Annotated in this window: 17 protein-coding genes; 4 read left to right on the top strand and 13 right to left on the bottom strand. The window is 67.2% G+C overall.

The features are described from left to right. Positions 1-322: 322 nt before the first annotated feature. Positions 323-568 carry a hypothetical protein gene (locus FDZ84_RS25875; protein WP_168587993.1) on the top strand — a complete coding sequence of 82 codons (246 nt, stop codon included), beginning with the start codon at positions 323-325 and terminating at the stop codon, positions 566-568. Here FDZ84_RS25875 and FDZ84_RS25870 read toward each other — a convergent pair. Next, on the bottom strand, positions 543-1,214 hold the full coding sequence (locus tag FDZ84_RS25870) for a class I SAM-dependent methyltransferase (protein WP_168587992.1): 672 nt from the start codon (positions 1,212-1,214) through the stop codon (positions 543-545). The two genes, FDZ84_RS25875 and FDZ84_RS25870, sit on opposite strands and share 26 nt — an antisense overlap. Before the next feature lie 255 nt (positions 1,215-1,469). Here FDZ84_RS25870 and FDZ84_RS25865 point away from each other — a divergent pair, with 255 nt between their 5' ends. Further along, entirely contained in the window at positions 1,470-2,780 is a 1,311-nt protein-coding gene (locus FDZ84_RS25865; RefSeq protein WP_168590351.1) for an NAD(P)/FAD-dependent oxidoreductase, read from the top strand. Between the two features lie 47 nt (positions 2,781-2,827). Here FDZ84_RS25865 and FDZ84_RS25860 read toward each other — a convergent pair whose 3' ends face one another. The 8 genes from FDZ84_RS25860 to FDZ84_RS25825 all read right to left on the bottom strand — a co-directional run bounded on the left by FDZ84_RS25860 (position 2,828) and on the right by FDZ84_RS25825 (position 16,906). After that, a complete protein-coding gene (locus FDZ84_RS25860) occupies positions 2,828-4,474 on the bottom strand; it encodes a SagB family peptide dehydrogenase (RefSeq protein ID WP_168587991.1) in 1,647 nt (548 codons plus the stop codon). Between the two features lie 17 nt (positions 4,475-4,491). Next, positions 4,492-5,478 (bottom strand): thiopeptide-type bacteriocin biosynthesis protein, encoded by a 987-nt coding sequence (locus FDZ84_RS25855; protein ID WP_168587990.1) that lies wholly within the window; start codon positions 5,476-5,478, stop codon positions 4,492-4,494. Further along, positions 5,471-8,122, bottom strand: a complete 2,652-nt coding sequence (locus FDZ84_RS25850; protein ID WP_168587989.1) for a lantibiotic dehydratase — start codon at positions 8,120-8,122, stop codon at positions 5,471-5,473. The genes FDZ84_RS25855 and FDZ84_RS25850 overlap by 8 nt, the downstream gene beginning before the upstream one ends. 15 nt (positions 8,123-8,137) lie before the next feature. After that, the gene (locus FDZ84_RS25845; RefSeq protein ID WP_168587988.1) at positions 8,138-9,736 is read right to left on the bottom strand and encodes a SagB family peptide dehydrogenase; all 1,599 of its coding nucleotides are present in this window, start codon (positions 9,734-9,736) and stop codon (positions 8,138-8,140) included. Positions 9,737-9,755: 19 nt separating this feature from the next. Further along, a complete protein-coding gene (locus FDZ84_RS25840; RefSeq protein ID WP_168587987.1) occupies positions 9,756-11,768 on the bottom strand; it encodes a TOMM precursor leader peptide-binding protein in 2,013 nt (670 codons plus the stop codon). 1 nt (position 11,769) lies between these two features. Further along, complete coding sequence (locus FDZ84_RS25835; RefSeq protein ID WP_168587986.1) at positions 11,770-13,851, bottom strand: TOMM precursor leader peptide-binding protein; 2,082 nt, start codon at positions 13,849-13,851, stop codon at positions 11,770-11,772. Positions 13,852-14,781: 930 nt separating this feature from the next. After that, the gene (locus FDZ84_RS25830; protein WP_168587985.1) at positions 14,782-15,684 is read right to left on the bottom strand and encodes an alpha/beta fold hydrolase; all 903 of its coding nucleotides are present in this window, start codon (positions 15,682-15,684) and stop codon (positions 14,782-14,784) included. Positions 15,685-15,745: 61 nt separating this feature from the next. Further along, positions 15,746-16,906 carry a lantibiotic dehydratase C-terminal domain-containing protein gene (locus FDZ84_RS25825; protein WP_168587984.1) on the bottom strand — a complete coding sequence of 387 codons (1,161 nt, stop codon included), beginning with the start codon at positions 16,904-16,906 and terminating at the stop codon, positions 15,746-15,748. A 246-nt stretch (positions 16,907-17,152) separates the two neighbouring features. On the opposite strand from FDZ84_RS25825, the gene FDZ84_RS25820 reads away from it, so the two are divergent. Both FDZ84_RS25820 and FDZ84_RS25815 read left to right on the top strand, forming a co-directional pair. After that, positions 17,153-18,361 carry a macrolide family glycosyltransferase gene (locus FDZ84_RS25820; protein WP_168587983.1) on the top strand — a complete coding sequence of 403 codons (1,209 nt, stop codon included), beginning with the start codon at positions 17,153-17,155 and terminating at the stop codon, positions 18,359-18,361. A 56-nt stretch (positions 18,362-18,417) separates the two neighbouring features. Then, the gene (locus tag FDZ84_RS25815; protein ID WP_168587982.1) at positions 18,418-19,191 is read left to right on the top strand and encodes an FkbM family methyltransferase; all 774 of its coding nucleotides are present in this window, start codon (positions 18,418-18,420) and stop codon (positions 19,189-19,191) included. 139 nt (positions 19,192-19,330) lie between these two features. Here FDZ84_RS25815 and FDZ84_RS25810 read toward each other — a convergent pair whose 3' ends face one another. The 4 genes from FDZ84_RS25810 to FDZ84_RS25795 form a co-directional block, all read right to left on the bottom strand. Further along, positions 19,331-19,570 carry a hypothetical protein gene (locus FDZ84_RS25810; RefSeq protein ID WP_246868424.1) on the bottom strand — a complete coding sequence of 80 codons (240 nt, stop codon included), beginning with the start codon at positions 19,568-19,570 and terminating at the stop codon, positions 19,331-19,333. A 316-nt stretch (positions 19,571-19,886) separates the two neighbouring features. Continuing rightward, positions 19,887-20,711 carry a carbohydrate ABC transporter permease gene (locus tag FDZ84_RS25805; RefSeq protein WP_168587981.1) on the bottom strand — a complete coding sequence of 275 codons (825 nt, stop codon included), beginning with the start codon at positions 20,709-20,711 and terminating at the stop codon, positions 19,887-19,889. Next, positions 20,701-21,633, bottom strand: a complete 933-nt coding sequence (locus FDZ84_RS25800; RefSeq protein WP_168587980.1) for a carbohydrate ABC transporter permease — start codon at positions 21,631-21,633, stop codon at positions 20,701-20,703. Before FDZ84_RS25800 ends, FDZ84_RS25805 begins: the two co-directional genes overlap by 11 nt. After that, the gene (locus FDZ84_RS25795; protein ID WP_168587979.1) at positions 21,630-22,865 is read right to left on the bottom strand and encodes an ABC transporter substrate-binding protein; all 1,236 of its coding nucleotides are present in this window, start codon (positions 22,863-22,865) and stop codon (positions 21,630-21,632) included. The genes FDZ84_RS25800 and FDZ84_RS25795 overlap by 4 nt, the downstream gene beginning before the upstream one ends. Positions 22,866-22,880 lie beyond the last annotated feature (15 nt).

Below are 22,880 nucleotides of genomic sequence, written 5' to 3'. Positions count from 1 at the left end.
CGGCGGTGAGGCATCAGCGGGTGTCTGGATACTCAATGAACCGCAGAAATGTTCGTTAGTGAACCCCAGATTTCGCCGATCCCGAGAGCATCGATTTTGGAAAACGATGCCTGCGCGCCTGCGATCGCCCTCTTGCAGAAGCCCGGACTCAAGCATTCCGCAGCGACATCTTGCCGGGCGCGTAGCTCAGTGGACAACGAATCAGGTCTCATGGCCGCTGACAAAGCAGCTCTTCCACCTCGGTTTTCCATGGAACGGTCCGTGATGTAGCCCTACTGGTTGAGACGCGTTGATTAACCGTTCGCACGGTACAAGTGTAAACATGCTGGCACGGGTGTGCCACACGATCGCGACCCTCCTTTCGAGTGAAGACGCCGGATCGAATATTCGCAGAGTATTGATGAATACTGTTCATGGGGGATTTCCGGAAACGCTGCGGAATATTCCCTGCGGTAAATTCAGGCGAAGCGGCGGACTGCGGCAACAGCGGAACGAGGTGGCCTCGGCGGTCGGCAGCGGCGGCACGATCCGGCGCACGGACGTCAACCGGCGGATTTCTTCGCTGTGAGCACGAGCAGGATCGGCTTGCCCACGAGCCAGGACGACCACGGCACCTCGGCGACCATCCGGTCATCACCGACGAACTCGTGGCGTTGCACCGCGGTGAAACCCGACTCCGCAAGCCAGCCCTCGTAGTCGTCGACGGTGTAGGGGTGGGCCACCAGCTTGTAGGCCCTGCCGTCGTACTCGAACTGCGCCGACATCCCTGTCGCCGCCATCATCGGGTGGAAGACGGAGAACACCAGCCGACCGCCGGGGCGCAGCACCCGGTGGTATTCGGCGGTGGCACGGCCGGGATGGTCCAGGTGTTCGCCGAGCAGCGCACAGTAGACCGCGTCGAATGCGGCGTCGCCGAAAGGCAGCACACCCTGTAGGTCCGCTTCGAAGACCGGAACCTCCGGGCAACGGATTCGGGCGACCTCCAGCATGCCCGGGGAGAAATCGACACCCACGGGCGCCGCCCCGGCGGTGAGCATCGCGGCGAGGTTGCGGCCGGTGCCGCACCCCGCATCCAGAATCCGCTCCCCGGAAGCCGGCGCCAGCAGCCGTATGCTGTGCTGCGCGTCCACTGCGACCACCGGGTTCGGCGTCTGCTCGTAGGAACCAGCCCACAGGTCGTACCCGGCTTTCGTCTCTATGTCGTGCAACTGCATCCTGGACCGTCCAAGGGCTAGTATGAAAAAGTCTGCGCGGGGGCCGGACGAACCTGGGGGTGAGTTCGCCACCGCCGTGAACTTCGCGTCACCGGCGCGAATCGTGGCAAGCGACGGCTCAGGTCATCGATTGCCAACACATTCCGCACCCTACCGACCGGATTGCGCGGCGAGCAACCAACAACCGAATGGGAACATCCGGGCGGCGCCACGACGCCGATGACGAATACCGGGAGCACAGGAGGCCACGGAAGAATGTCCGACACATCGTTCAAGGTCATCGTCATCGGCGGTGGTATCGGTGGGCTGTGCCTGGCGCAGGGGTTGAAACGAGCCGGTGCGGAGGTAGCCGTCTACGAGCGCGACCGCACCAAAACCGACCGCCTGGAGGGCTATCGGATCCACATCGATCCGGACGGGGCGAAAGCGCTGCACTCCTGTCTCCCGACGACGACCTGGGACGCGTTCGTCGCCAGCACGGTCGACCTCGGCGCTTTCCGGTTCCTGACCGAGGGTCTGCACGAACTCATGGTTCTGGAGTCTGATTCGCAGGTGGCCCCGGAATCCGGCCCCGCCGAACGTTCGCACGCCATCGACCGCGTCACACTGCGGGAGGTGCTGCTGACCGACCTCGACGACGTGCTGCACTTCAACAAGAAGTTCGAGCGGTACGAGCGCGGTCCCGGCGGCATGATCACCGCGCACTTCGCCGACGGCACCACGGCAACCGGCCACGTGCTCGTCGGTGCCGACGGCGTAAACTCCCAGCTCCGCAAGCAGTACTTGCCACAGGTGGAGCGGGTCGACACCGACGCGTTCGGGATCGGCCTCAAGCTCCCGCTCACCGAAGAGGTGCGTGACTGGCTGGAACCGCCCCTGTCCACTGGGCGGAACATGATCATGGCGCCGGCGCCCTACTTCCTCTCCATCTCGGTGTTCGACCGGACCACCGAGTTCGACCGGACCACCGACCACGATGGCCTTCCCTCGACTCCCGGTGACAACGCTTACGTCGGAACGGCTTTCGTCGTCCGCCGCAGTGCCTGCCCAGCGAACATCCACGCGCTCAATGGCACCGAGCTCAAGAAGTTCATCGAGCGGCTGATCTCCGGTTGGCATCCGCAGCTGCGCAGACTCGTCGCGGAGTCCGACCCGGACAGCGCGCTGCTCGTGCCCTACCAGACCTCGGTCCCGGTGAAGCCGTGGGAAAGCACCAACATCACGCTGCTCGGCGATGCCGTGCACAGCATGTCGCCCGTCGGCGGTCTGGGCGGCAACACCGCACTGCGCGACGCGGATCTGCTGTGCCGCAATCTTGTCCGGGTGCACGGCAGCGGCACGCCGGCGGTCGAGGCGATCCGCGACTACGAAACGACGATGCTCGAGTACGGCTTCGCCGCCGTCCGCAAAGCGTTGCGCTACCAGAAGCAGGGCTTGCAGAGCAACAAACTAGCGGTTTCCCTCTCGCGGATGTCCTTCCGTGCGATCAACAGCATGATGCAGCGCCGAAGCAAGCAGGCCGCTCGGCGAACCGATCCGTTGTCGAAAGCACGCTCCGCAGGCTGATTCCCCGCTCCCGCGACGATCGCCGAAGCGGCGTGCGTCGCGGGAGCCTACTGCCAGGCCGCCTCGTAGAAGTCCCCGGGCGCTCGACCGGAACCGATCATCACCTGGATCAGGCTGGTCAGCCCGGTGCCGTCGACACCGAGCAGCCGGTTGGTCCGCCGCACGTCGTAGCCGAGGCTGGCGTGGCATCGCAGGCCCAGCGCCGCCGCGGCGAGGTAGAGCCGTTGCGTCATGATGCCGCCTTCCATGTTCTGCATCCGGAACCAGCGGTCGCCGTAAACCTCGAACCCGGCGCCGTAGTCCCCCACCGGATACACGCAGAGGTTGGCGTGAGTGAGGTTGAAGAGCCTGATCAGCAGCGACTCCTGGAGCTCGTCACCGATGTCGCCCGCCCGCACCAGTTCCAGCCCGGCTTCGTCGTCCGCCGACGCGGGCCGGTAGCGGTAGACGCCCGGGTCCACTCCGGACACTCGGTTCACCGCGCAGAAAAGAATCGTGTGCTGCATCGACCGCTGACGCTGGTCCAGGTCGTTGGAGTAACCCTGCGCGGCGGCGGCGAGCAGCGCGGACAGCGCCTCCAGGCTCATGTCCGCAGGCGTGAAGTAGCCCATCGACGAGCGGCGGGCCGACAGGCCCGACAGCAGATCAATCCGATGGCGGGGCAGGCTCAACGTCGCCCGGCTCAGGACTCCGGACGCGGTGACGGGTTGCTTGGCCCCTGCCGCGCCCAGCGAAGTCCGATCGGGCAAGCGGGACGCCCGGTGCACCCGCGCCTGCAGCGGCAGCAGGTCGAGCGACCAGTCCGGCTCTGACACCGATGATCCCCCGGTCCGCGATACGAGCACGTCGTCGGTCAGCCGCGTACCCGAATCACTCGGTGCCGCATCCGACTCCTCGAGCTCGCCGATCGTGATCGCCGCGTAAACGCTCTCCCGCATCGGGTCCAGCCGCAGCAACCGGTCCACGTCGTCGTCCACGAACTGGTACGAGACCCTCGCCTGGAGTTGGTAGCGCGCGACCACCTCGAGCAGTTGCCCGACGAGCACGCCGCAGTCCAGGCCGCACAGGCGGTAGGTCAGGTCACCGTACTTGAAGGCGTTCTTCCAGAAAAAGGCGCTTACCAACACGGTCAGGCTCGCCCTCGTACCGGGAAGGCCCAGGCCAGCAGCCAGTTCCACGGTCCAGTCGCCTTCGCGGACCGCCACCAGGGCGTGGTGCGCGGCGTCGTAGTGGTGGACTCCTGGCGCGACTCCGCTGTCCGGAGCGGAGACCAAGTACAGCTCGGCGGGAAACCGCGACCCTCCGGAAGGGACCGGGCGAAGCGAGTTGCGGGCGAGCTTCGCGCCACCGGGCGGGTCGGCCCCCCTGGTCCCGATCAGCCTTCGCAACGCATCCGCGGCAGTCCACCGGTAGCGGGCCACGCCGTAGGAGTCGAACAGGAGCTGGCCCACCCGGTCGAGGCCCACCCGGTCGAGGCCCAGCCGATCGGCGGGCGCGGTGGCGGTTCGGTTCTCGTAGCCGAGAGGTATCCGAGGGTGGCCGCGGTAGAGCTTGAACTGGGAGGGAGCGTCGTCCCAGTCGACTTCCTCGGGAAACGGCATGCTCTCGGCGAGTTCCTGGTACTCGCGCGCCGCTGAGCTCGCGTCGCGTCCCGCTTCCCGATCTCTCGCGCGGGCTTCGGCACTGTGGAACATCGTTGGCCGCTCGGCGTTCAGTTCGCACCCCCGGTGATCTCGGAAATGGATCGCCACAGCAGGTACATCAGATAGGACTCCGCCGGCAACGAGATGCCCAGGCGGTTGTTGTGCATGTGCGAGCAGAACAGGAGCACGCTGCGCAGGCCTGCATCCGGCGTGGAGCCCATCAGCAGCTCCCGCGGCGCGAACAGGCCCTGCTGTTGCAGCCCGTCGAGCCGTTGGCGCAGCGCGGTCGTCGATGCGGTCCACCGGGCCACTTCGGGCCCAGCCTCATCGGTCGCGCCGGCTTCGACCAGCTCGACAAGTCTCCAGACGAGCCGTACCAGGCGGGGCCGCTGCCGTTGGAACTTCGCCTCGAACAGCTGCTCGCTGGCCGCCACGTCGCCGAAGAGGAGCTGGCGTCCCCAACCGCGCTGCCCGGTATCGAAGTACCCGGTCAACCCGCCGGCGCCGTTGGCGGCGACCATCGCCGACACCAACATCATCGTCAAGGCTTGTCCACTCCGGCGATCAGCCGGCACATCCGACGCCACGATGTCGGCAGCCAGCTCGCTGGATTCCGTGAAGTGCCGCTCGACCGCTCGCATGGCCTCGGGCGTGTCCCCGTAGCGTCCGAGCTCGGGTTCGTAGTGCGCCGTGCGCATCGAGTTGTCCGGTTGCAGCGGCTCGACGGTGTCCTGGCCGCGCTCCACGACGACCAGCGGCTGCGCGATTCGGAGGTACTCCTGCTCGCTGATGACCGTCCGCGAAGGACTGGTGTCGAGGAAGCCGCGCACGTGGCGGTCCACCAGGTCGGCGACCTTCGCCGCGTCCTGGGATGTCCGCGGCTTCAGCCGCAGCCGCAGGTGGGGGCCGGCCTGCCAGTGCCGGACGAAGAAGTGGTCCTCGACGAGACATCCGCCGGTCAGGTCGGCGAACAACGGACGGATCGCGCCGTTGATCAGCCGATCGAGCGGCTCTTGGTAGTGGATGTGCCTGCTGGTCCAGCGCGGCTCAGTCATCCCGGCCTCCCCGGGTCAGTTCGACGACGAACTCGCAGGCGTGCCTGGCATCTCCGTCCCGCGCGACCAGGTCCGCCGGCCCCGGCAACATCTCCTCGAACACCAGCGCCTCGTCGGTTCCGGCGACGACCTCGTCGAGCACGTTCAGGAAGAGCGCGCTGGAGAAGTCGACGTACACCGGCTTGCGTGTCTTGTCGAACATCCCGTCCACACGCGATTTCTGGGCGGCGTGGCCGTGCCCGGCGATGGCCCGGACGAAACACTGCCGCGGGATTCCGTGCCGTCGGCGCCACCGGGTGACGTCTATCAGGTGCCCCACGCCCGAGCCCCCGGCGGGTCGCCACGGCAAGTCCTGGGCCCGCACGACCCACGAGGCCCGGTTGACGACGAGTTCACCTAGCACTAGCCGGGGATATCGGCGAACGCCGTCGAGCTCGTCGGAGGCCGAGGCCGTCGAAAGCTGCTTGATGAACTCGAAGCGGGGCACGGCCTGACCGAACATCTGGAGGAGGAACCGGTAAGCGGGGGGCAGCAGGAACTCGACCATCATGCCGAGGTGCACCGGCATGACGCCGATGCGCCGGCTCTTCGAGACGAGGCGGAGCTGCCGCGTTTGCGGATCGTGGACGACCACCAGATCGTTGAGCGGTATTTGCCGTTTCGCAGGCCGGTCGCTCGTGCTCATCGGGTAGCTGATCTCGTAGCAGGTCATCGGTCGTTTCAGGTTGAGGTTCGACCCGACCGTCCCGGTGACCTCCGCGTAGTACCGGCCGTCCGGGCTGGGGGCGGGGAGCTCGGGCTGCTCGAACGCACCGGTACCGGCCTTGTGGTCGAGCCTGAGCAAGCGCGCCTGGCTGCGCCCGAAACCCGTCATGAGCTCGTTGAGCACGGCGCGCGGTTGACCATCCGTGCCGGCGAGCGGCTGGAGGTAGCAGGCCAGGGACTCCTGCGGACGGACGTGGCCGGGCAGGTGGTGGAGGAAGTCGCGGACCGGTTCGCTGGGCAGCCGCCGCACCCCTTCCCCGTCCACGGGGGCCTCGGACACGAGCGCGACCAGCGTCTCCTGTAGATCGGCCAGCTGGTCCAACCGCTCGATCCCCATCCTGGGCACCGGAAACGCCTGCTCGTAGCAGAGCGCCAGTTCGGCCCCGCCCACCCGGAATCCCGCCGGCCGCTTTCCCGGCTGCCCGATCGCTTTGCAGAAAGCGCTGTAGAAATCGAGGAAGTGCACCTGGGCACCGCTGCCGTAGTGCTCGGCGAAGAACTCCTCCGCTGCGATCTGCCCGGGCAGGAACCGGTCGTAGAGCCCCGCAAGACGGCGCACCAGGTCCAGATCGTTGAACAGCTCCTGCCAGGGCTCCGGGGCACGCACTGGCCGGACCCCGGTCATCAGCACGTCCTCGTAGAAGGCGTTCTTCGGGATTTGCTCACCCGACGCGCTCCAGCCGAGCAGGTCGTAGACGTTCCTGAGCCGGTCATGGATGGCCTGGGCCTGGTCCAGGCGCGCGGCCGGGGCTTCGAGGTCCTCGTAGTCCTGGAGAGCGGACCGCAGCCGCCCCAGAGATTCCCGCGCGGACGCGACGCGCTCGCCGTCGAAGCGGGCGAGCAGGTCGACCAGCCCTCCGAGCGGGTCCACGTCGTTGTCGGGCAGCTCGAAGCCGATCTCGATCAGGCCGATGTCGATGAGTTGGTCCAGAAAGCGGGCGACCTCCTCGCTGCGGTTGCGCCGGTCCGCGGCGGCGAGCTCATGCACGACCCCACCGTGGGTTCGGTTGCTGCCGCGCCGTACCTGTCCCAGAAATCGCCGCAACGTTGGTGTCGCGTTGAGTTCGAGGACGGCTTCACCGTCTTTGCGACCGAGGAAGCGGATCATCTCGCCGTCCTCCACGACGCTGCTGTTCACCCGCATCGGCAGCCCCGCCCGGATCTCCGGCCACGTCGCCAATGCCCGGGGTATCTGCTGCTGGAGGAAGGCGTTCAACTCCACGACGCTGCGACGTCCGGTGCCGTCGAAGGACAGTTCTGCTCCGGTGCGGGAGGACCACCTGCCTTGTGCGGAGGCCGTGAAAGTGCTGTAGGGGCTGGTCTTGGCCGCCATGCGCGAGAGGTACTTCGCCAACTTGCGCTCCAGCTTGCGGTCCGCGCGGGACGGCGACCACTTGCCGAGGCTGAGGTAGAGGTCCCTGCTTGCCAGCACCAGTCCCCGCTGGACGGCGGGACGGGATGCGATGTCGTGCAATGCGCGCCGTTGCATTTCTTCTTCAACGAGCAGTTCGTCGCCGGCTCGGGTGATCAGGGCATCGCGGTCGATCACCTTGCGGCGCCACGTGTCCAGCGCATCGGCCAATTCCGCGGGCACCGCCGCCAGCAAATCAGCGTCCGGACCGCCGGCGCGGGGAGCACGCCCCTGGTACACGTCTCGCCGCAGGCTGATCAGGCGGCGCCGCAACGAGATTTCGGTGACGCGCCCGATCATCGGGTGCAAGGCATCGGAAAGCGGTTCCCCCTGGGCGTCCAGCCACTCCTGGATGTCGACGATCTGCTCGACGAGCTGCGCCGTCTTCTCGGTGCGCAGACGCGCCAAGACGGCCAGCGGCAACTCCGCAGCACGCACCACGAAGGTGGGTTCGACGCGGTAGTTCACCTTCCCACCCCCACGTCAGAAGATGACCGGCAGTCCGTGCTGGACTCCCGGTCGGTTGTGCGCGACGGCGATCTGGAAGAAGGGCGTCAGCTTCGCCCTGTCCAGCTCGACGATGGCCTCGATGCTGGCGGAGTCGTATCCATTGTGGACCCGGGCCGAGACGCCGTGGGCGGCGCTGAGCACGCACAGCCGCTGGGCGACGAGACCGGCCTCCAGGTTGATCAAGCGGTAGGCCCGGTTGCCGAAGACGCGGCTGGTCTCGGCGTAGTCCGCGGCGAGGTACAGGGCCATGTTGGACGCGCACAGGTTGAGGTTGGGCACTGGGAGGGCGCCCTGCAGCGGGCGGGAGAAATCGCCCTCCGACACCACGTGCAGTCCGCCGTGCTCGCGGCAGAACCGGTAGATGCCGGGCGGCAGCCCCGCCACGTCGAACACCGCGACGTGCAGGCTGACCCCGGGCGCTGCCACGCCAGGCCGCAGATCGCACGTGTACGGCTCCGTCGCATACCGGACGATCTCCCAGAAATCGGCGAGCGGAAGGGTTCGCGCGACCGGGTTGAACAGCACGTTGCCCGAGTTGCGGGCGCGCAACGCAGCACCGAGGTCCAGCGGCTCTTCCCGGGCCGGCGGTGCCGGCAGCACCGAGGACACGTCGTGCGGGCAACGCGACACGGCCGGGAGTTCCCGGGCGAAGTCAACTCCGTCGTCGAGCAGGCAGTTCTCAGCGATCGAGGTGAACAACTCGTCGTGCGCGTGCGACGGGCCCTCCGGCCGCACGTAGGTGTGCCGCATCGGCGGGAGGTGCTCCAGGCCCGCACGTCCGCCCGAAACCCTGGTCACGCCCTCGAGGGGCGACCTTCCGGCGGGACGCAGCGGCAGCGCGGCGAAGAGGTGTTCCTCGCTGGGTTCGAGACCCAGCAGGCGGCCCGCCGGGCGATCCGGGAACTGGTAGTGCACGTCACCGCGCAGCCCCAGCGCACCGGCGACCATCAGCAGGTTGCCCACGACCATCCCTGCCTCTTGCGCGCACAACCGATAGGAGTAGCCGCGGTACTTGAAGGCGTTCTTCCAGAACAGCGACGACAGCAGCACCACGCTGCCGGCCTCGTCGAGGTCGGCCCCCAGCAGCTCGCTCAGCTCCCCCAGGAACTCCCCCTCGCGGATCAACGCCACGGCGTGGTGCAGGGTGTCGTAGTGGTACATGCCCGCCGGGAAGTCACCGGAGCGGGGCAGCCACAGGTACAGCTCCGTGGGGAAGTAGCAGCGGGCGGATGGAACCATCCGGTGATGCGGCCAGACGGCACCCGGCCCCACGTCCCACCGGGAGAAGCCGTACCCGTAGTGGAGCAAGGTCGACAGGACCCGCTCCGGGGAGGTCTCCTCGCGGTTCGGCGCGCCGGCTCCCGCGAAGTCGGCGAACGTGCTGCGCACGTCGCCCAGATCCCACGACAGCCGACCGGGCAACGGGTAGCGCCGCACACCTCGGTAGACCTTGAACGGCAGCGGGTCCGGGCCGATTGGCTCCTCGCCCCGCACCTGCGCGAAGAGGTCTTCGGCCTCGTGAACGGTCCGTTGCAGGTACCGATCGCCGATGGTCAGGTCCCAGTTGCCCATTTCACCTCCAGTCCTGGCCTCACGGGAAGGGATGCGGATGCGGGTTGATGTCGGCGTCGGTCAGCGGCCTGTCGTAGTAGCCGAGCTGGTGGGGAATCCGGTACAAGCGCTCGAAACCCCGCTCCCTGCGGCGCTGGTGTCCGAAGGTCATCGGCAGCAAGCCCGGGATGATCACCTTGACGCAGTTGAAACTTCCGGCGCGGTGCTCTGGTGTGGTCTGGTCGACCACGACGATGTCGAGCCCGCCACGCAGGTACTGCCCGGCCGTTTCCTCCAGATCCACGCGCAGGTCCGTGTTCTTCGGCTTCTGGTAGTAGTCCTTGAACGCCTCGGCGAAGGTCTGCCGCGTCGGTGCGGAGAGCAGGAAGTCGAAGCGGTCGAAGACCTCCGGCGCACCGTTGAGCGCTGCGTGGTCCTCCATCGACATCACCGCGTAGGGATCGGCCAGCATCTCCTCGACCCGCGGTCTGTTCTGCCGGTGGAACTCGGCAGGTCTGCTGACCAGCGGTCCCAACTCCATCAGTGCATTTGTCAGGGCCTTCGCCGGGTTGAGGTTCGAACCCGAAGCGCACAGGACCTTGGGCATGTCCGGCATGCCCTGCCGATCCACGGCCATGACCCAGAAGCAGGGGATGCCCTGTTCCAGCGTGATGTTGAAGACCTCGATCGAGTACCCGGAGAAGCTTTCGATGCTCTCGATGACCAGCGGTACGGCCGGGTCCGGGGCGGAACGCGGATCGATGCGGGGCGCGGGTAACCGGGCGTACCAGGTCATCAGGAAGGCGTCGCGCTCAGCCACCTCGAGGATGCCGTGCAGGATCGCCTCCTCGAGGCACCCGCCGAGCGCGCAGCCGTTCGAGATCTCGTAGACGAACGGGTGCTCCCTCGTGTTCCGGTGGACCGTCCCGTAGTAGGCGTAGTTCTCCGGCACCAGGATCGGCCGCTTGCGGGCGAAGGAGTAGCCCCAGACCCAGTTGCAGACGAGGTCGTGGTGGTAGCGCGGGTACGGGAAGCCCGGCAGCTGGTGGAGTTCGTCGGAGTGCAGCCCGAGCGTCGTCGGGTCCAGCGCGTCGTCGCCGAGCTCCCGGTAGCTGTCCCGCACCACGGTCCGCTTTCCACCGGGTTCGATCCCGCCGTAGCGTTCAAGGCCTTCGGCGATCGCGGTGAGCTGGCTCGCGGCGAAATTCACTTGGTGGCCGTAGCCGACTTCGGTGCGTGTCGTGGCCCTTAGACCCATCGGGGCGCTGGCGCTGGGGAAGACGCTGCGCCCTTCCTTGTACACGGCGCGCAACAATCCGGCTTCCCGATCGACGTAGATCCGGTGCAGCTTGTCCCGCTCCCCCGCCAGCGACCGAACGCGGTAGGTGTCGGGGGACACCTTCGGCCGCGGATGGAGCTCGATGCTGGCCGCCGCCGCGGAGTCATCGGGCAACCGACCGCAGCGCTCGCACAACGGATCGGGCAGCCAGCGGTGCATGCTGGTGCGCAACTCGTCCAGGGAGAGCCGGATCATCGCTCGCCGAGTGGTCATGGTGGTGCGGTCCGCGCCGAACCGGTCGATCTCGCCTGCGATCAGGCTGCTGAGCAGGTCCACGGCGAAGGTGGTCAGCCACAGCACGCCCATTCGCGCGATGAGCGCCGGCTGAGCCGCGAGCGCCTTGCCGTAGTCGCCGAGGTCGTCGCGCGCCCGCAGGCGGCGCTCGTCGACGCAGACCAGGCAGCCGTCATCATCCCCGGGTGACACGCACGGGCCGACAAGAGCCGCGCCGGGCGTGAGGTATGCGGGCAGCAGCGGCACGTCGTTTGTGAGGCACCAGTCGTTCCACTCCCGCTGCCACTGCCGGTCCCAGCCGTCCTGCACCAGCAGCAGTACATCCACTTTGGACCGCGCGGCGTCCCGGTCGTTCTTCCCCACCACCAGCAGCCGGTGGTGTCGGGAGAGCACGCGCCGCACCTCGTCGTAGAGCCTGCCATCCCCGGTGATCCCGACTCGGACGGCTCCGCCGATCCCCTTGCGAACGTCTTCGGACACTTTAGTTCTCTTCTCCGCGCACGACGTTGACGATGTAGGGCAGCACCAGGTTCATCACGGGATCGTGATCGAGCGGCACGATGACCGGCCGGTGGCCGGCATCCCGCAAGCGGCTCAGCAGCAGTGCCCGGATCTCCGGCCACTGCCGTGGAGCAGGTTCGCCGACCGCCGTGCTCCGCCGGGTGCGCTCGGGTCCGCGCAGCTCCTTCGGCAGTTGCGGAAGGGGTTCCGGCATGGCGTTGCCGGGCCACTTCGCCGCGTGCGCTTGGTGGTGGCGTAGCGTCTGCTCGAGGATTTCTTCGAACAGCTGCGCCTCGTCGAATCCGGACGCGCAGCCAACCGTGTCCATTCCCATGCAGGACACCAACGTCGGCACCGCGAGCGTGCCGGTGATGTCGTAGACCTCGACGTCGATGCCGAGGATCTCCAGCATCGTCAGGTAGCGCTGCGCGATCGCGGTTTGCGGGAGTGCGTTCTGGTCCACCCGGGGGAAGGGGTCACGGGCGTGCTCCAGTTCTGCGGCGGTCAGCTGGTTGGTCAGCGCGAGCAGCCCGCGACCAACCGCCTCGGACCAGGTAAAACCGGATGCCAGGCCGGGTGCGTCCGCAGCCGTGGGCACCGCTGCTCGAAGTCCGGGGAACGCATTGGCGGCGACCACCGAGACGGCGGCGCCCGACGCCAGGTCCAGCCCCCAGGTGCGCGCATCGCCCGCGCCGGAACCTCGCAACCTGCGGCAGTCGACGACGCTGGCGGCATAGAGCTCGCAGGCCCGGCGAGTGGCGCGCTCGCGGGCCTCGGTGAAATCGGTGGCCACCGCGACCGCCGCGGCCGCCTCCTGATCGAAGTCAGGGCGCAGCAGCGCGTTGGAGAATTCCGCCCTGGACACCTTCAGCGGGAGTTGCCCGAAGTCGCCTTCGTCGAGGCGGCCGAGCAGGCCGGTGTCCTCTTCGAAGCATTCGGCAGCGGCCCGCGAGAAGTCCTCGCCGCAGAGCTCCGGCCCCGCAGCGAGGCCGTTGACGACCGCCAGGAAGTCCTGCTCGGTCGGTGGTGCGGAAGTACCGTGCGCGGTGCAGAGCGGGTGCGGGGACACCGGGTGGCCGGCGCTCTGCAGAGTTTCCAGATCCAGACCCACCACGGCACCCGCCGTCTCGACCGGGCCGGCTTCCGTGATGTGCTTGAACACCTCGAAGGCGAGGTGGTTGGCCACGATCGCCGCGGTCGGCCCGGCCAGGAACTCGCTGGGAACGGCATCGGGACGGTCCGCGAAGGGCTCACCGGCTACGGGGTTCCTGCCCAGCACGCGCAGCCAGGAGCATTCCCAGCACGCGTCGACGCCGACCGGGTTGACGAGCGGGCCGATCCAGGCGCCTCCCTCGACCACGACGGCCTGGATGAACAGCACTCCCCGGTCGACGCAGACCTGGTTCAGCAGTCGGGCGCGGCCGAGCATCGGCTTGTCCGACACGTGGATGACCACGTCGAAGGATTCGACTGCCTTCCGCACCGCCTCCGGCGAGTCGTCCAGCGCCACGTCCACCACTTCGACCAGCGACTGCCGCGGGTCTCGGTCGCGGGCTCGTCCGACGTACTCCTCGATGCGCGACCGGTCGGTCGCGGCTTCGTCGGTGATCACCAGCCGCACATCACGCACCCCGGCGTGCAAGCAGGCCTGGGCGAGTGCCGCCGCCGTTTGGCCGGCGCCGATCAGCAACACCTTGCGCTCGCGAAACCGCTGGAAGCGGTACGCGGCCGAATCGCGGTAGTAATCGACGAACGCGATCTCCGACTCGTAGGCGGCGAGTTCCCGTTCGTCCAGCCCGTGTTCGCGGTCATCCCCGACGTCCTTGACGAATCCCTTCTCCACCAGGCCGCTGATCAACGCGGTGACCATTCGGCGGCGATCCCCGGAAAGGCCGGCGGTGATCTCGTCGAGCGTGTGCGCACCGGTCAGGAACGGAGCCAGTTTGTCGACCCACTGGTAGATGTGCTTGCCCTCCAGCGTCAGGGTTCCGTGATTGCTCACGAAGTAGATCCCCTCGGCCGACGGAAGGTAGAGCGTGTCGTTCTTGAGCTTCGGCTTCACTTGCTCCATCCAAAGGATCACGCGGTCGACGAAAGTAGGGGGACGCGCGAGGAGGCGCGGGGTTCCGGGCAACAAGCGCCGGCGAAACACGTCCCGGAACCCCGCTCCCGTCTAGGCGGTTGACGAGCAGAACTCGCCTAAGCGACGGAGTTCAGCATGCCGGACTCCGCGACTTCCGCGCGTGGAGTCAACTCATCCGCAGGGGCAGCAACAGCAGCTGCAGGTGCAGCAGCAGCACCCCGCGGACGACCCGACCTCGGTCATCCCGTGGCCCATGCCCAGGGACTGCAGGTCGCGGTCGGCGTCACCGCCGAAGCTGAGGCTCTCCACCTCGAGGCTCTCGAGATCGAGCTTGAGATCTTCCATATCGGTCCCCAAATCGCTCTCATCGGATAATTGAATTGTCAACGTGGTACCCAGGATCCCGACGCCGACAGCGCCATTTTAAGCACGCGAGCGCCGATCACGAGTTAATTTCGCCGACATTTCGAGGCCTCATCGGACTCGCGCGGCGCTGCGACTGACCGTAGTGAAACATCACTAGTCCACTTGCCAGACGCACCCTTTACTTACGTTTTCGGCCGAATGGAGCAGCAGCGGGGTATTCCTCGCTTCTGAAACGAGCCATCGGCCGAAATTGACGACGGCGCGTCCTAAGCTGAGAAACATCTGAGAAAATCCGGTGCGGTGAACGCGGGCGGACAACCGAATCGCCGGGCAGCGCGTTGCCCGAACAGTTTCGCTGACCGGCAGCGCCGCCGGACAACAGTGCGCGGAGGCGAAATCATGGGGAGTCAGCGAGCTTCGCGGGGAAGCGGGACTCAGCGAATGCCGTCCGCGCCTTTGGAAGCGGCGCAGCCGCTTGCAGCCACCTTGCCAAGACGACCATCGGCGGGTTCTGGGAGGTTTTCTGGCGATGACGGCCGGCTCTCAGGACGCTCCGGCCCGCGCGATGAAGTCGAGGACCTGGGGCCAGCTGTCCCGGCTGGCGTCCTCATCGGACTCCGGAGTGCCGCCCATCAAAAGTCGGTCGAAACCGGCGCGACGCTGCCGGAGCACGGCGCCGGGGACGCCGAGCCGATGTCCGGCGCCGGGATAGCGCAGATGCTCGTGCGGAAAGCGGTGGCCGTGCGCGACCAACCTCTCGACGATCCGCTCGGCGAACAGCTCCGACGGCCAGAGCTGGTCCTGCCCGCCGCTGAGCACCAGCACGGGGCCGTTGATCCGCTCCACCTCGATGGTCGCGTCGACCACCGCGTCCCACTGCGTCATGGCGCGTTCAAACGCCGGGCGGAAGGCCACCGGCTCCCCGCTCAGGAAACCCCGGAACTGCGCCGCGTCGGCCGCGGTGGGCGGCGGCATGGCGACGAACGGGACAGGTACGCCATCTCGGCTCCACGACGAACGCGGCGCCCCCAGCATGGCGCGCGGGTCCGACGGAACCGCCTGCCACACCACACTGCTCGGCACGTAGGCAACGACTCCCTTGATCCGCTCCGGATAGGCGGCGGCGAGCAGCAGCGCCAACTCGCCGCCTCGCGAGCGACCAACCACGGTGAGCCGCCCGGGGTCGGCTTCCGGCCGCTGGGCGAGCCAGTCCAGCGCGCCGGCGAAGTACTCCAGCGGGATCTCGACGAGGTCCCGCGGTAGCGACCCGACCCCGAAGAAAGCCACCGCCAACGCGGCGAAGCCTTCCTGCGCCAAGCGCTTTGCCGCGCACTCCGGTATCGCACCCTCCGAACCGCCGACCACGAGCACGGCCGGATGCGGGCCGGGCGAACTGGGACTGCACAGCACACCGACCAGGTCCGGGCGGAAGACCGGCACGGACACGACGTCACCGTTGTCCACGAACGGCAAGCCTAGCCCAGCCAGCGAAAGCCGAACGCCAGGCTCACGACGCCACGAAATCGTGGGCCGATATGCCGTAGTGGTCCTCCACCGTGTTGGCGATGAGGTGGCACAGGACAAACCGCTCGACCGGCCGGACACCGATCCGGTTGAGGTGGAGGTACAGGTAGTTCAGCGCGAAACGAAAAGCGAGGAAGTCGGGGTCCCGCTGCAAACGGGCCATCTGCCCGCCTTCGCCCTGCAGCAGGCTGTGGAACGTGCTGTGGGCCAGCATCTGCGGATCCCAGCTCTGCTGCGCATACCCCTGCTCCGCCGCTACGAACGACACCTCGCCGGAGGCGATCAACGGTCGCGCCCGCGCCCGGTAGCGGCCGAGCACCGCAACCCATTCGCGGACCAACGGCACCTCGCCATCGCCGTCGAGCCCGTCGGGTCCGTCGAGTGCGTCGGGTCCGTCGAGTCCGTCGGGTCCGTCGAGTCCGTCGGGTCCGTCGAGTCCGTCGAGGACGGCGACCAGCCGCCGCCGCAGGCCGGCTTTTTGGGCGCGGTACTTCTCGTCGCAGAACGCACGGCGCCGCCGCGGGTCCCCGGCTCGCGCGATGAAACCTTCGGCGTGCGAGCGAAAGGAGATGAATCCGCGGTTGATACCGGGCCACATCGCATGTGCGGTGGCCACCATGAGGTCGAATGCGGTGGTGAGCCGGCTCCTGCCCGAACGAACGTCGTCGAGCGCGGCGAAGGCCTGGGCGTTGGTCTCGTGGTAGAAGCCCTCGAGCAGCTCCGCGGCTGCCGCACTGCCGAGCACCGGGATGCGCCGGTCGTAGGGGGCCAGCCGCACGGAGTTGTCCGGGTGGAAGGGCACGAACGGCCCTGGCTGCTGCTCCTGTTCAGCCACCGCGCGATGGACTGCGAGCAGCTCCTCCTCGTCGATCTCGGCGGTCGACGGATTCTCGGTGAGGTACCGGGCGACCGTCCGCTCGGTCTCGGGGTAGATCACGTTCGTGAAGTCGCCCCCGGACGCGAGGAAACTCAGGCGCAGGTGCGGGCCGCGTAACCAGTGCCGGGTGTAGAACATCCGCTCGGCGAACGGAGCGAGCCGGCTGAACAACGGCCGGACACAGTTCAAGATCAGGTCGTCCTTGTTCTCCTCGTAGAAGTAGACCTGGACCCCGTGCCACTCCGCGGTTCCCACGTGCTCCGACATGCGCTCGCTCTCCCGCTTCCGATCACCGTGGTGTTGACCGCATTGAACCAAGCGGGCTCCGTCGCGTCCAAAGTCTTTCCGCCGCTGGCGGGTTTTCGCCGTGGACTTCGCGCAATGGCGACACGACCAGGCCCTCGCCGCGTAGGATCGGCGCAGCCATCGGCTGACGCGGACATCCAGCCGGCACTGGGATCGACAACGCGCGAGGCGGGTAGGTGTAACGCGCACGGCGCATCTGGGAGGACGATGAACAAGCACTTCGCCTTCGTCTCACTGGCCGCGCACGGCCACGTCAACCCGACGCTGCCGTTGGTGGAGGAACTGGTGGCATGCGGTCACCGCGTCACGTACGCGACCGGTGCGGAGCAGGCGGCCGCAGTCGCGCGCGCGGGCGCCGACGTGGTGGAAATGCCGTGGAATGTGGAGCTGAGCGGCATGGCGGGCCGCAACTACACCATGGACAACCTAATCGCGATGATGGCCGACGGCGCCGCGGAACTGATCACGACCTTCGCAGACCTGCTGGAGCCATTCCGGGCCGACCGCCCCGATTGCGTGTGCTTCGACGTCATGGGATTGGCCGGTCGTGCGTTGGCGGCGAAGCTCGGCGTGCCAGGATGCGGGCTGGCACCGAACATGGTCGGCAACGAGCAGTTCTCGCTGCAGTCGATCATGTGGCCCACCGACTTCAACCCGGCGGATCCCCGGCTGTTCGAGGTCGGCCGCACGCTAGCCAGGTTCAGCGCCGAACATGGCATCCACCCCGGAACCCTTCGACCAACCGATGCGCGCGCCCCGCTGAATCTGGTTTTCCTCCCACGACGCTTCCAGATCGCCGGGGACACGTTCGGCCCCGAGTTCCATTTCCTCGGACCGGCGCTGCCCAGACGGGCGCGGCCCGGGGCCTGGGAACCACCCGAGGACTCACCGGTGTTGCTCATCGCCCTGGGTACGGTCTTCAACGACCGCCCCGATCTGCTCGGCGTCTGCGCCGATGCCTTCGCCGGCAGCCGCTGGCACGTCGTCATGGCCACCGGTCGCGCGCGGCCGGACGCGGTTCCCGCCAACTTCGAGGTCCACCAGCACGTTCCGCAACTCGAGGTGCTCCGGCACGCCTCGGTGTTCGTGTCCCACACCGGCATGGGGTCCACCATGGAGTCGCTCCTGCACGGGGTGCCTCTGGTGTCGCTGCCGCAGACCCCCGAGCAGGCGCTCAACGGCAGGAGGGCGGCGGAGCTGGGGCTGGGCCGGACCGTGGACGCCGAGTCCGTGACCGTGGAGCAGCTGCGCACGGCCGTCGACGAAGTAACTGCGGACCCCACCATCCAGGCGAACCTGGCGCAATGGCGAGCGGAATTGCTCCGCACCAACGCGGCGAAGGCCGGCGCCGAAACTCTCGAGAACTTCCTGTCCCGGCAGACACCCCGCGCCGGGCGCGCCTCGCCGGCCACATGACGCCAGCGAGGGCGGTCGCCGCAGGACACCGAACGCCAAACGTCAGTGGGGATGCCATGACCAGATTGCACCTCGTCGCAGTCGCCGAGGATCTCGAATGCTACACCCCGGCAACCGGAAACCCGGTGCTCTCCGAGGCGAAGCTGATCTACGACGAGATCTTCGGCCGCAACAGCTACCTGCGTGCATTGGAACCAATCGAACCGACGGGGCTGATCGTCGACGCGGGAGCCAACATCGGCCTGTTCACCCTGTTCGTCAAGCAGCGCTTCCCGCGGGTCTGCGTAATCGCCATCGAGCCCATGCCGCAAACCGTGGCGGCGTTGCGCGCGAACATCCGCCTGCACGGCCTCACCGACGTCACCGTCCACGAGGAAGGGCTCGCCGACCGGGCCGGCACGACCCAGTTCTACTTCTTCCCCGCGATGCCGGGAAATTCCACGGCGTACCTGGACGTGAAGCTCAAGGACAGGGAGACGATCGCCACCTACGCCACTCCGGCGGTAGCGGAACAGGTGTACCGCTACGAGGCGGTGTCCGTGCCGGTGCGACCTCTCTCGCAGATCCTGCGCGAATCGGCGGCCCGGCACGACGACATCGAGCTCTTGAAGATCGATATCGAGGGCGGCGAAGCGGCAGCCCTGGACGGCATCGCGGACGACGACTGGCCGCGCATCAAGCGGGTGGTGATGGAGGTGCACGAGAGCGAGCATGCCCTCGGTTCCGTGTTGGACAAGCTGCGCAGCAAGGGATTCGAGACGCACGCCCAGCCGCCTGACCGTTCCGCCAGCGGAATCGACAACCGAATCGTGCTCGCCGTACGGACATGACCGGTTCACCGCAACAAAGTACTGTTTCGCCAGGCAGCAAAGTCTCTTCATCGCGACGGAACCGGAGCCCTCAGCCTGGAAACCGCAACGAAAACGGGGGCGCGTCCACAACGGACGCACCCCCGCACCATGCACCGGATCAGTAAGTCGGCTGCACCCACAGCTGGTGCCGGCCGTTGTACAGGTTTTGGCAGTACCAGCCGACCCAGCGGTGCTGGTATCTGCCCGCCTCGCCCGCCTGGGCGCAGGAGCGGTAGGACGTGTAAACCCCGCCCGGGACGAACGAGGCGGCGGACGCCACACCCTGGGTGGCGGCGATACCGCCGGCGAACCCCAGCGTGAGCAGGGCGGCCGTGGCCAGCTTTCGCATCTTCATCATCGTGCTCCATTCGCATCGAGACAGAGGTGACGCCGAGAAACGGGGAAATTCGACGCCGTGCCGAAAATCTATGCAGCGACATCAGTCGTGACCAGGTCACCCGAGGCGATAGGGCATGCGCGACCGTGAAATGCTGCCTCAAGGTGCAAGCTGACTCCCTGGGAGTGGGCGGACCATTACAGCCCGCACACGTTGAATGCGCAGCCCCTATCACGCGCGACACCCGACCGTGAGTGTTTTTGGGCGCCATGGCACCCAAAAACACTCACGGGCTTTCTCCGCGACGCGTCGGCGATCTCAGGGTCGATCGAGGGACTCACCCCTTCACGCCGGTGTGCGCGAGTCCCTCGATGAACTGCCGCTGCGCCAGCACGAACACGACGAGAATCGGCACCGCAGTCATGGTCGCGGCGGCGAGCTGCACGTTCCACATCGGTCCGCCGTAGATGTCGACGAACTGCGTGAGCGCTTGCGGCAGCGTGTACATATCCGGTGTGGACAGGTAGACGATCGGCTCCAGGTAGAGGTTCCACGAATGCAGGAACGTGAAGATCGCGACGGCGCCCAGCGCGGGCCGGGACAGCGGCAGCGCCACCCGGTAGAAGATGCCCGCTCGTCCGAGGCCGTCCATCCGCGCGGCCTCCTCCAGCTCCGTCGGCAGGGCGATGAAGAACTGGCGCATGATGAAGATCGCCAGCACACAGGGCGCCCCGAGGATCGGCACGATGATCAGCGGCCAGTGCGTGTTGGTCAGGCCGAGCGACTGGAATATCTGGAACAGCGGCACGATGGTGACCTCGCTCGGGATGAGCAGGCCGATCAGCACGACCACGAACAGCACGTTCTGGCCGGGGAACCGGATACGCGCGAACGCGTACCCGGCCATCGCCGCCACCGCCATCGTGCCCACCGTGACGATCACCGCGATGTAGAGGCTGTTCCAGTACTGCTGCCCGAAAGGCTGCATCTCGAACACCTGCCGGTAAGTGGAGAACGTCCACTCCGACGGCAGCGGCGAGGTGGAGAAGATCTCGCTGATCGGCTTCATCGACGAGGTGATCATCCACCAGGTTGGGAACACGAACGGCACGCACAGCAGGCACAGCAGCCCGTACAGCGCGATCTTGACCCTAGGCCTCATGCAGCACCCACTTCCGGCGCATCCGCCACTGCAGCAGGGTGAGTGCGGCGACGATGACGAACAGCAGCACCGAGATCGTCGCGCCGTAGCCGAAGTGGTGGAACTGGAACGCCTGCTGGTACAGGTAATAGATCAGCACGGTCGTGGACGTGCCCGGACCGCCCTGCGTGAGCACCGCGATCTGCGCGAACACCTGCAGCGAGCCGACGATGGTGATGATCGACGTGAGCAGGATCGTCGGGCTGATCAACGGCACGGTGATGCGGCGGAACCGGGTCCAGGCACCCGCGCCGTCGATCTTCGCCGCCTCATACAACGGCTGCGGCACGCCTTGCAGTGCCGCGAGGAACAGCACCATGTTCAGGCCGACGTTCTTGATCACCTGCACGACGATCACCGAGACCATCGCGGTCGACTCACCGCGCAGCCAATTCGGCCCGTCGGCGCCGAAGAACCCGAGCAGGCTGTTGACGCTGCCCTCCGGCTGCAGCATCAGCTGCCACACCAGCGTCCACGCCACCAGCGACACGAGGACGGGCGAGAAGAACAACGTGCGGAAGACCGTGGTGCCGCGCAGCTTCTGGTTGAGCAGCACGGCGAGCAGCAGCGCCAGTGACAGGTTGAGCACGACCAGGCCGACGGCGAACCACGCGGTGGCCACCAGCGAGTCGCGCAGCTTCTCGTCAGCGAGCAGCTGTTGGTAGTTCTGCGCGCCGACGAAGTGGAACGTGCCGGCGAGCACGTTCCACTCGTTGAGGCTGTACCAGCCGACCAAGGCCAGCGGCACCAGCACGAACGCGATGCTGCCGAGCAGCGCGGGCGCGACGAACAGGTAACCGACCAGGTTGTCGCGCCTGCGCTGCGTCCAGAACGACGTCCGCTCGCGAGCTACGGCCCGCGTGGAGTGTGCGACCGCCGTCACTTGTTCTCCAACAGCGGCTTGATCTTGGTGCACACATCGTTCAGCACGCTCTGCACGTTCGCGTCCGGCTTCCACAACGGGTCGAGCGCGGCGCGGATCGTCTGGTTCAGCTCCTCCTGACCCTTGTGGCTCGGCTTCACCACGCCCTTGTTGATGCCGTCGACGACGACGGACTGCAGTTGCTCGGCCTTGATCAACGGGTTGCTCTTGGCGAGCGTCTCCGCGTTGAGCAGTGACGACCGCGCCGGGGGGAAGAACTGCGCGAGCTTGGCGGAGTTGGCCTGGTTGGTGAGGAAGGCGAGGAAGTCCGTCGCGGCCTCGACGTTGTGCGACTGCTTCAGCACACCGATCCCGGCCTGCCCGATCACCGCGTAGTCACCCTTCGGACCGGACGGCAGCGGCAGCAGCGTCCAGCCGAACTTCGCGTCCTTCAACGCACTGGACCGGGAGATCTGGCCGATCGCCATCGCCGCGTCCCCGGCGAAGAAGTCCACCGTCGTGCCGGGGCCCGGAATCGCCTTGTCGTTGAAGATGGCCTTGTGCAGGAACGACATCGCGTCGTTCATCTCGCTACTGGAGAACCCGCACGAGCGACCGTCCGCACTCCACGCATCAGCTCCCCAGCCGCGCCAGATCGCGGACAGCACCGCCCAGTTCTGGTACTTGAAGTCCGGCAGTACCAGGCCGGCCTTGCCGGAGGCGGCCGCCGACGCAGAGGCCGCCGCGATCGCCTGGTCCCAGGTCCAGTCCGCCGAGGAGTCCTTCACCAGGTCGGTGTTGACGAACAACCCGAACGGCGAGGTGGAGAACGGGTAGGCGTACAACTCGCCGTCCTTCTCCCACAGCTTCGTCGCGGACGGCACGAGCTCGTCGGCCTTCTCGATCTTGCCGCGAACCGGGGCGAGCGCACCGGACGCCACGAAGTCCGGTGCCGACTCCTCCAGGATCCAGGCCAGGTCCGGCGCGTTACCGCCGGCGATCTGGGTGGTGAGCGTCGTGGTGTAGCCGTCGGCGGGCACCGAGTCGAACTTGATCTCGGCGATGTCCGGGTGCGAGGCCTTGTACTCGGCGGCGATGTCGTTGAGCAGCTTGAGATGCGCCGCGTTGGCAGTCCACACGGTCATGCGCAGCGACTTCGGTCCGGACTGTGCGGATGATCCGCCACCGCAGCCGGTGAGGGCGAGCAGCCCGGCGACGATGAGTGCCGCGAGTCGTCGTGACAACTTTGTCATTTTCGTCTCCCTGCG

Origin of the sequence: Saccharopolyspora sp. ASAGF58, assembly GCF_012277335.1 — a bacterium.
GTDB lineage: Bacteria > Actinomycetota > Actinomycetes > Mycobacteriales > Pseudonocardiaceae > Saccharopolyspora > Saccharopolyspora hattusasensis.
This window is presented reverse-complemented; position numbering and strand designations above follow the sequence as displayed.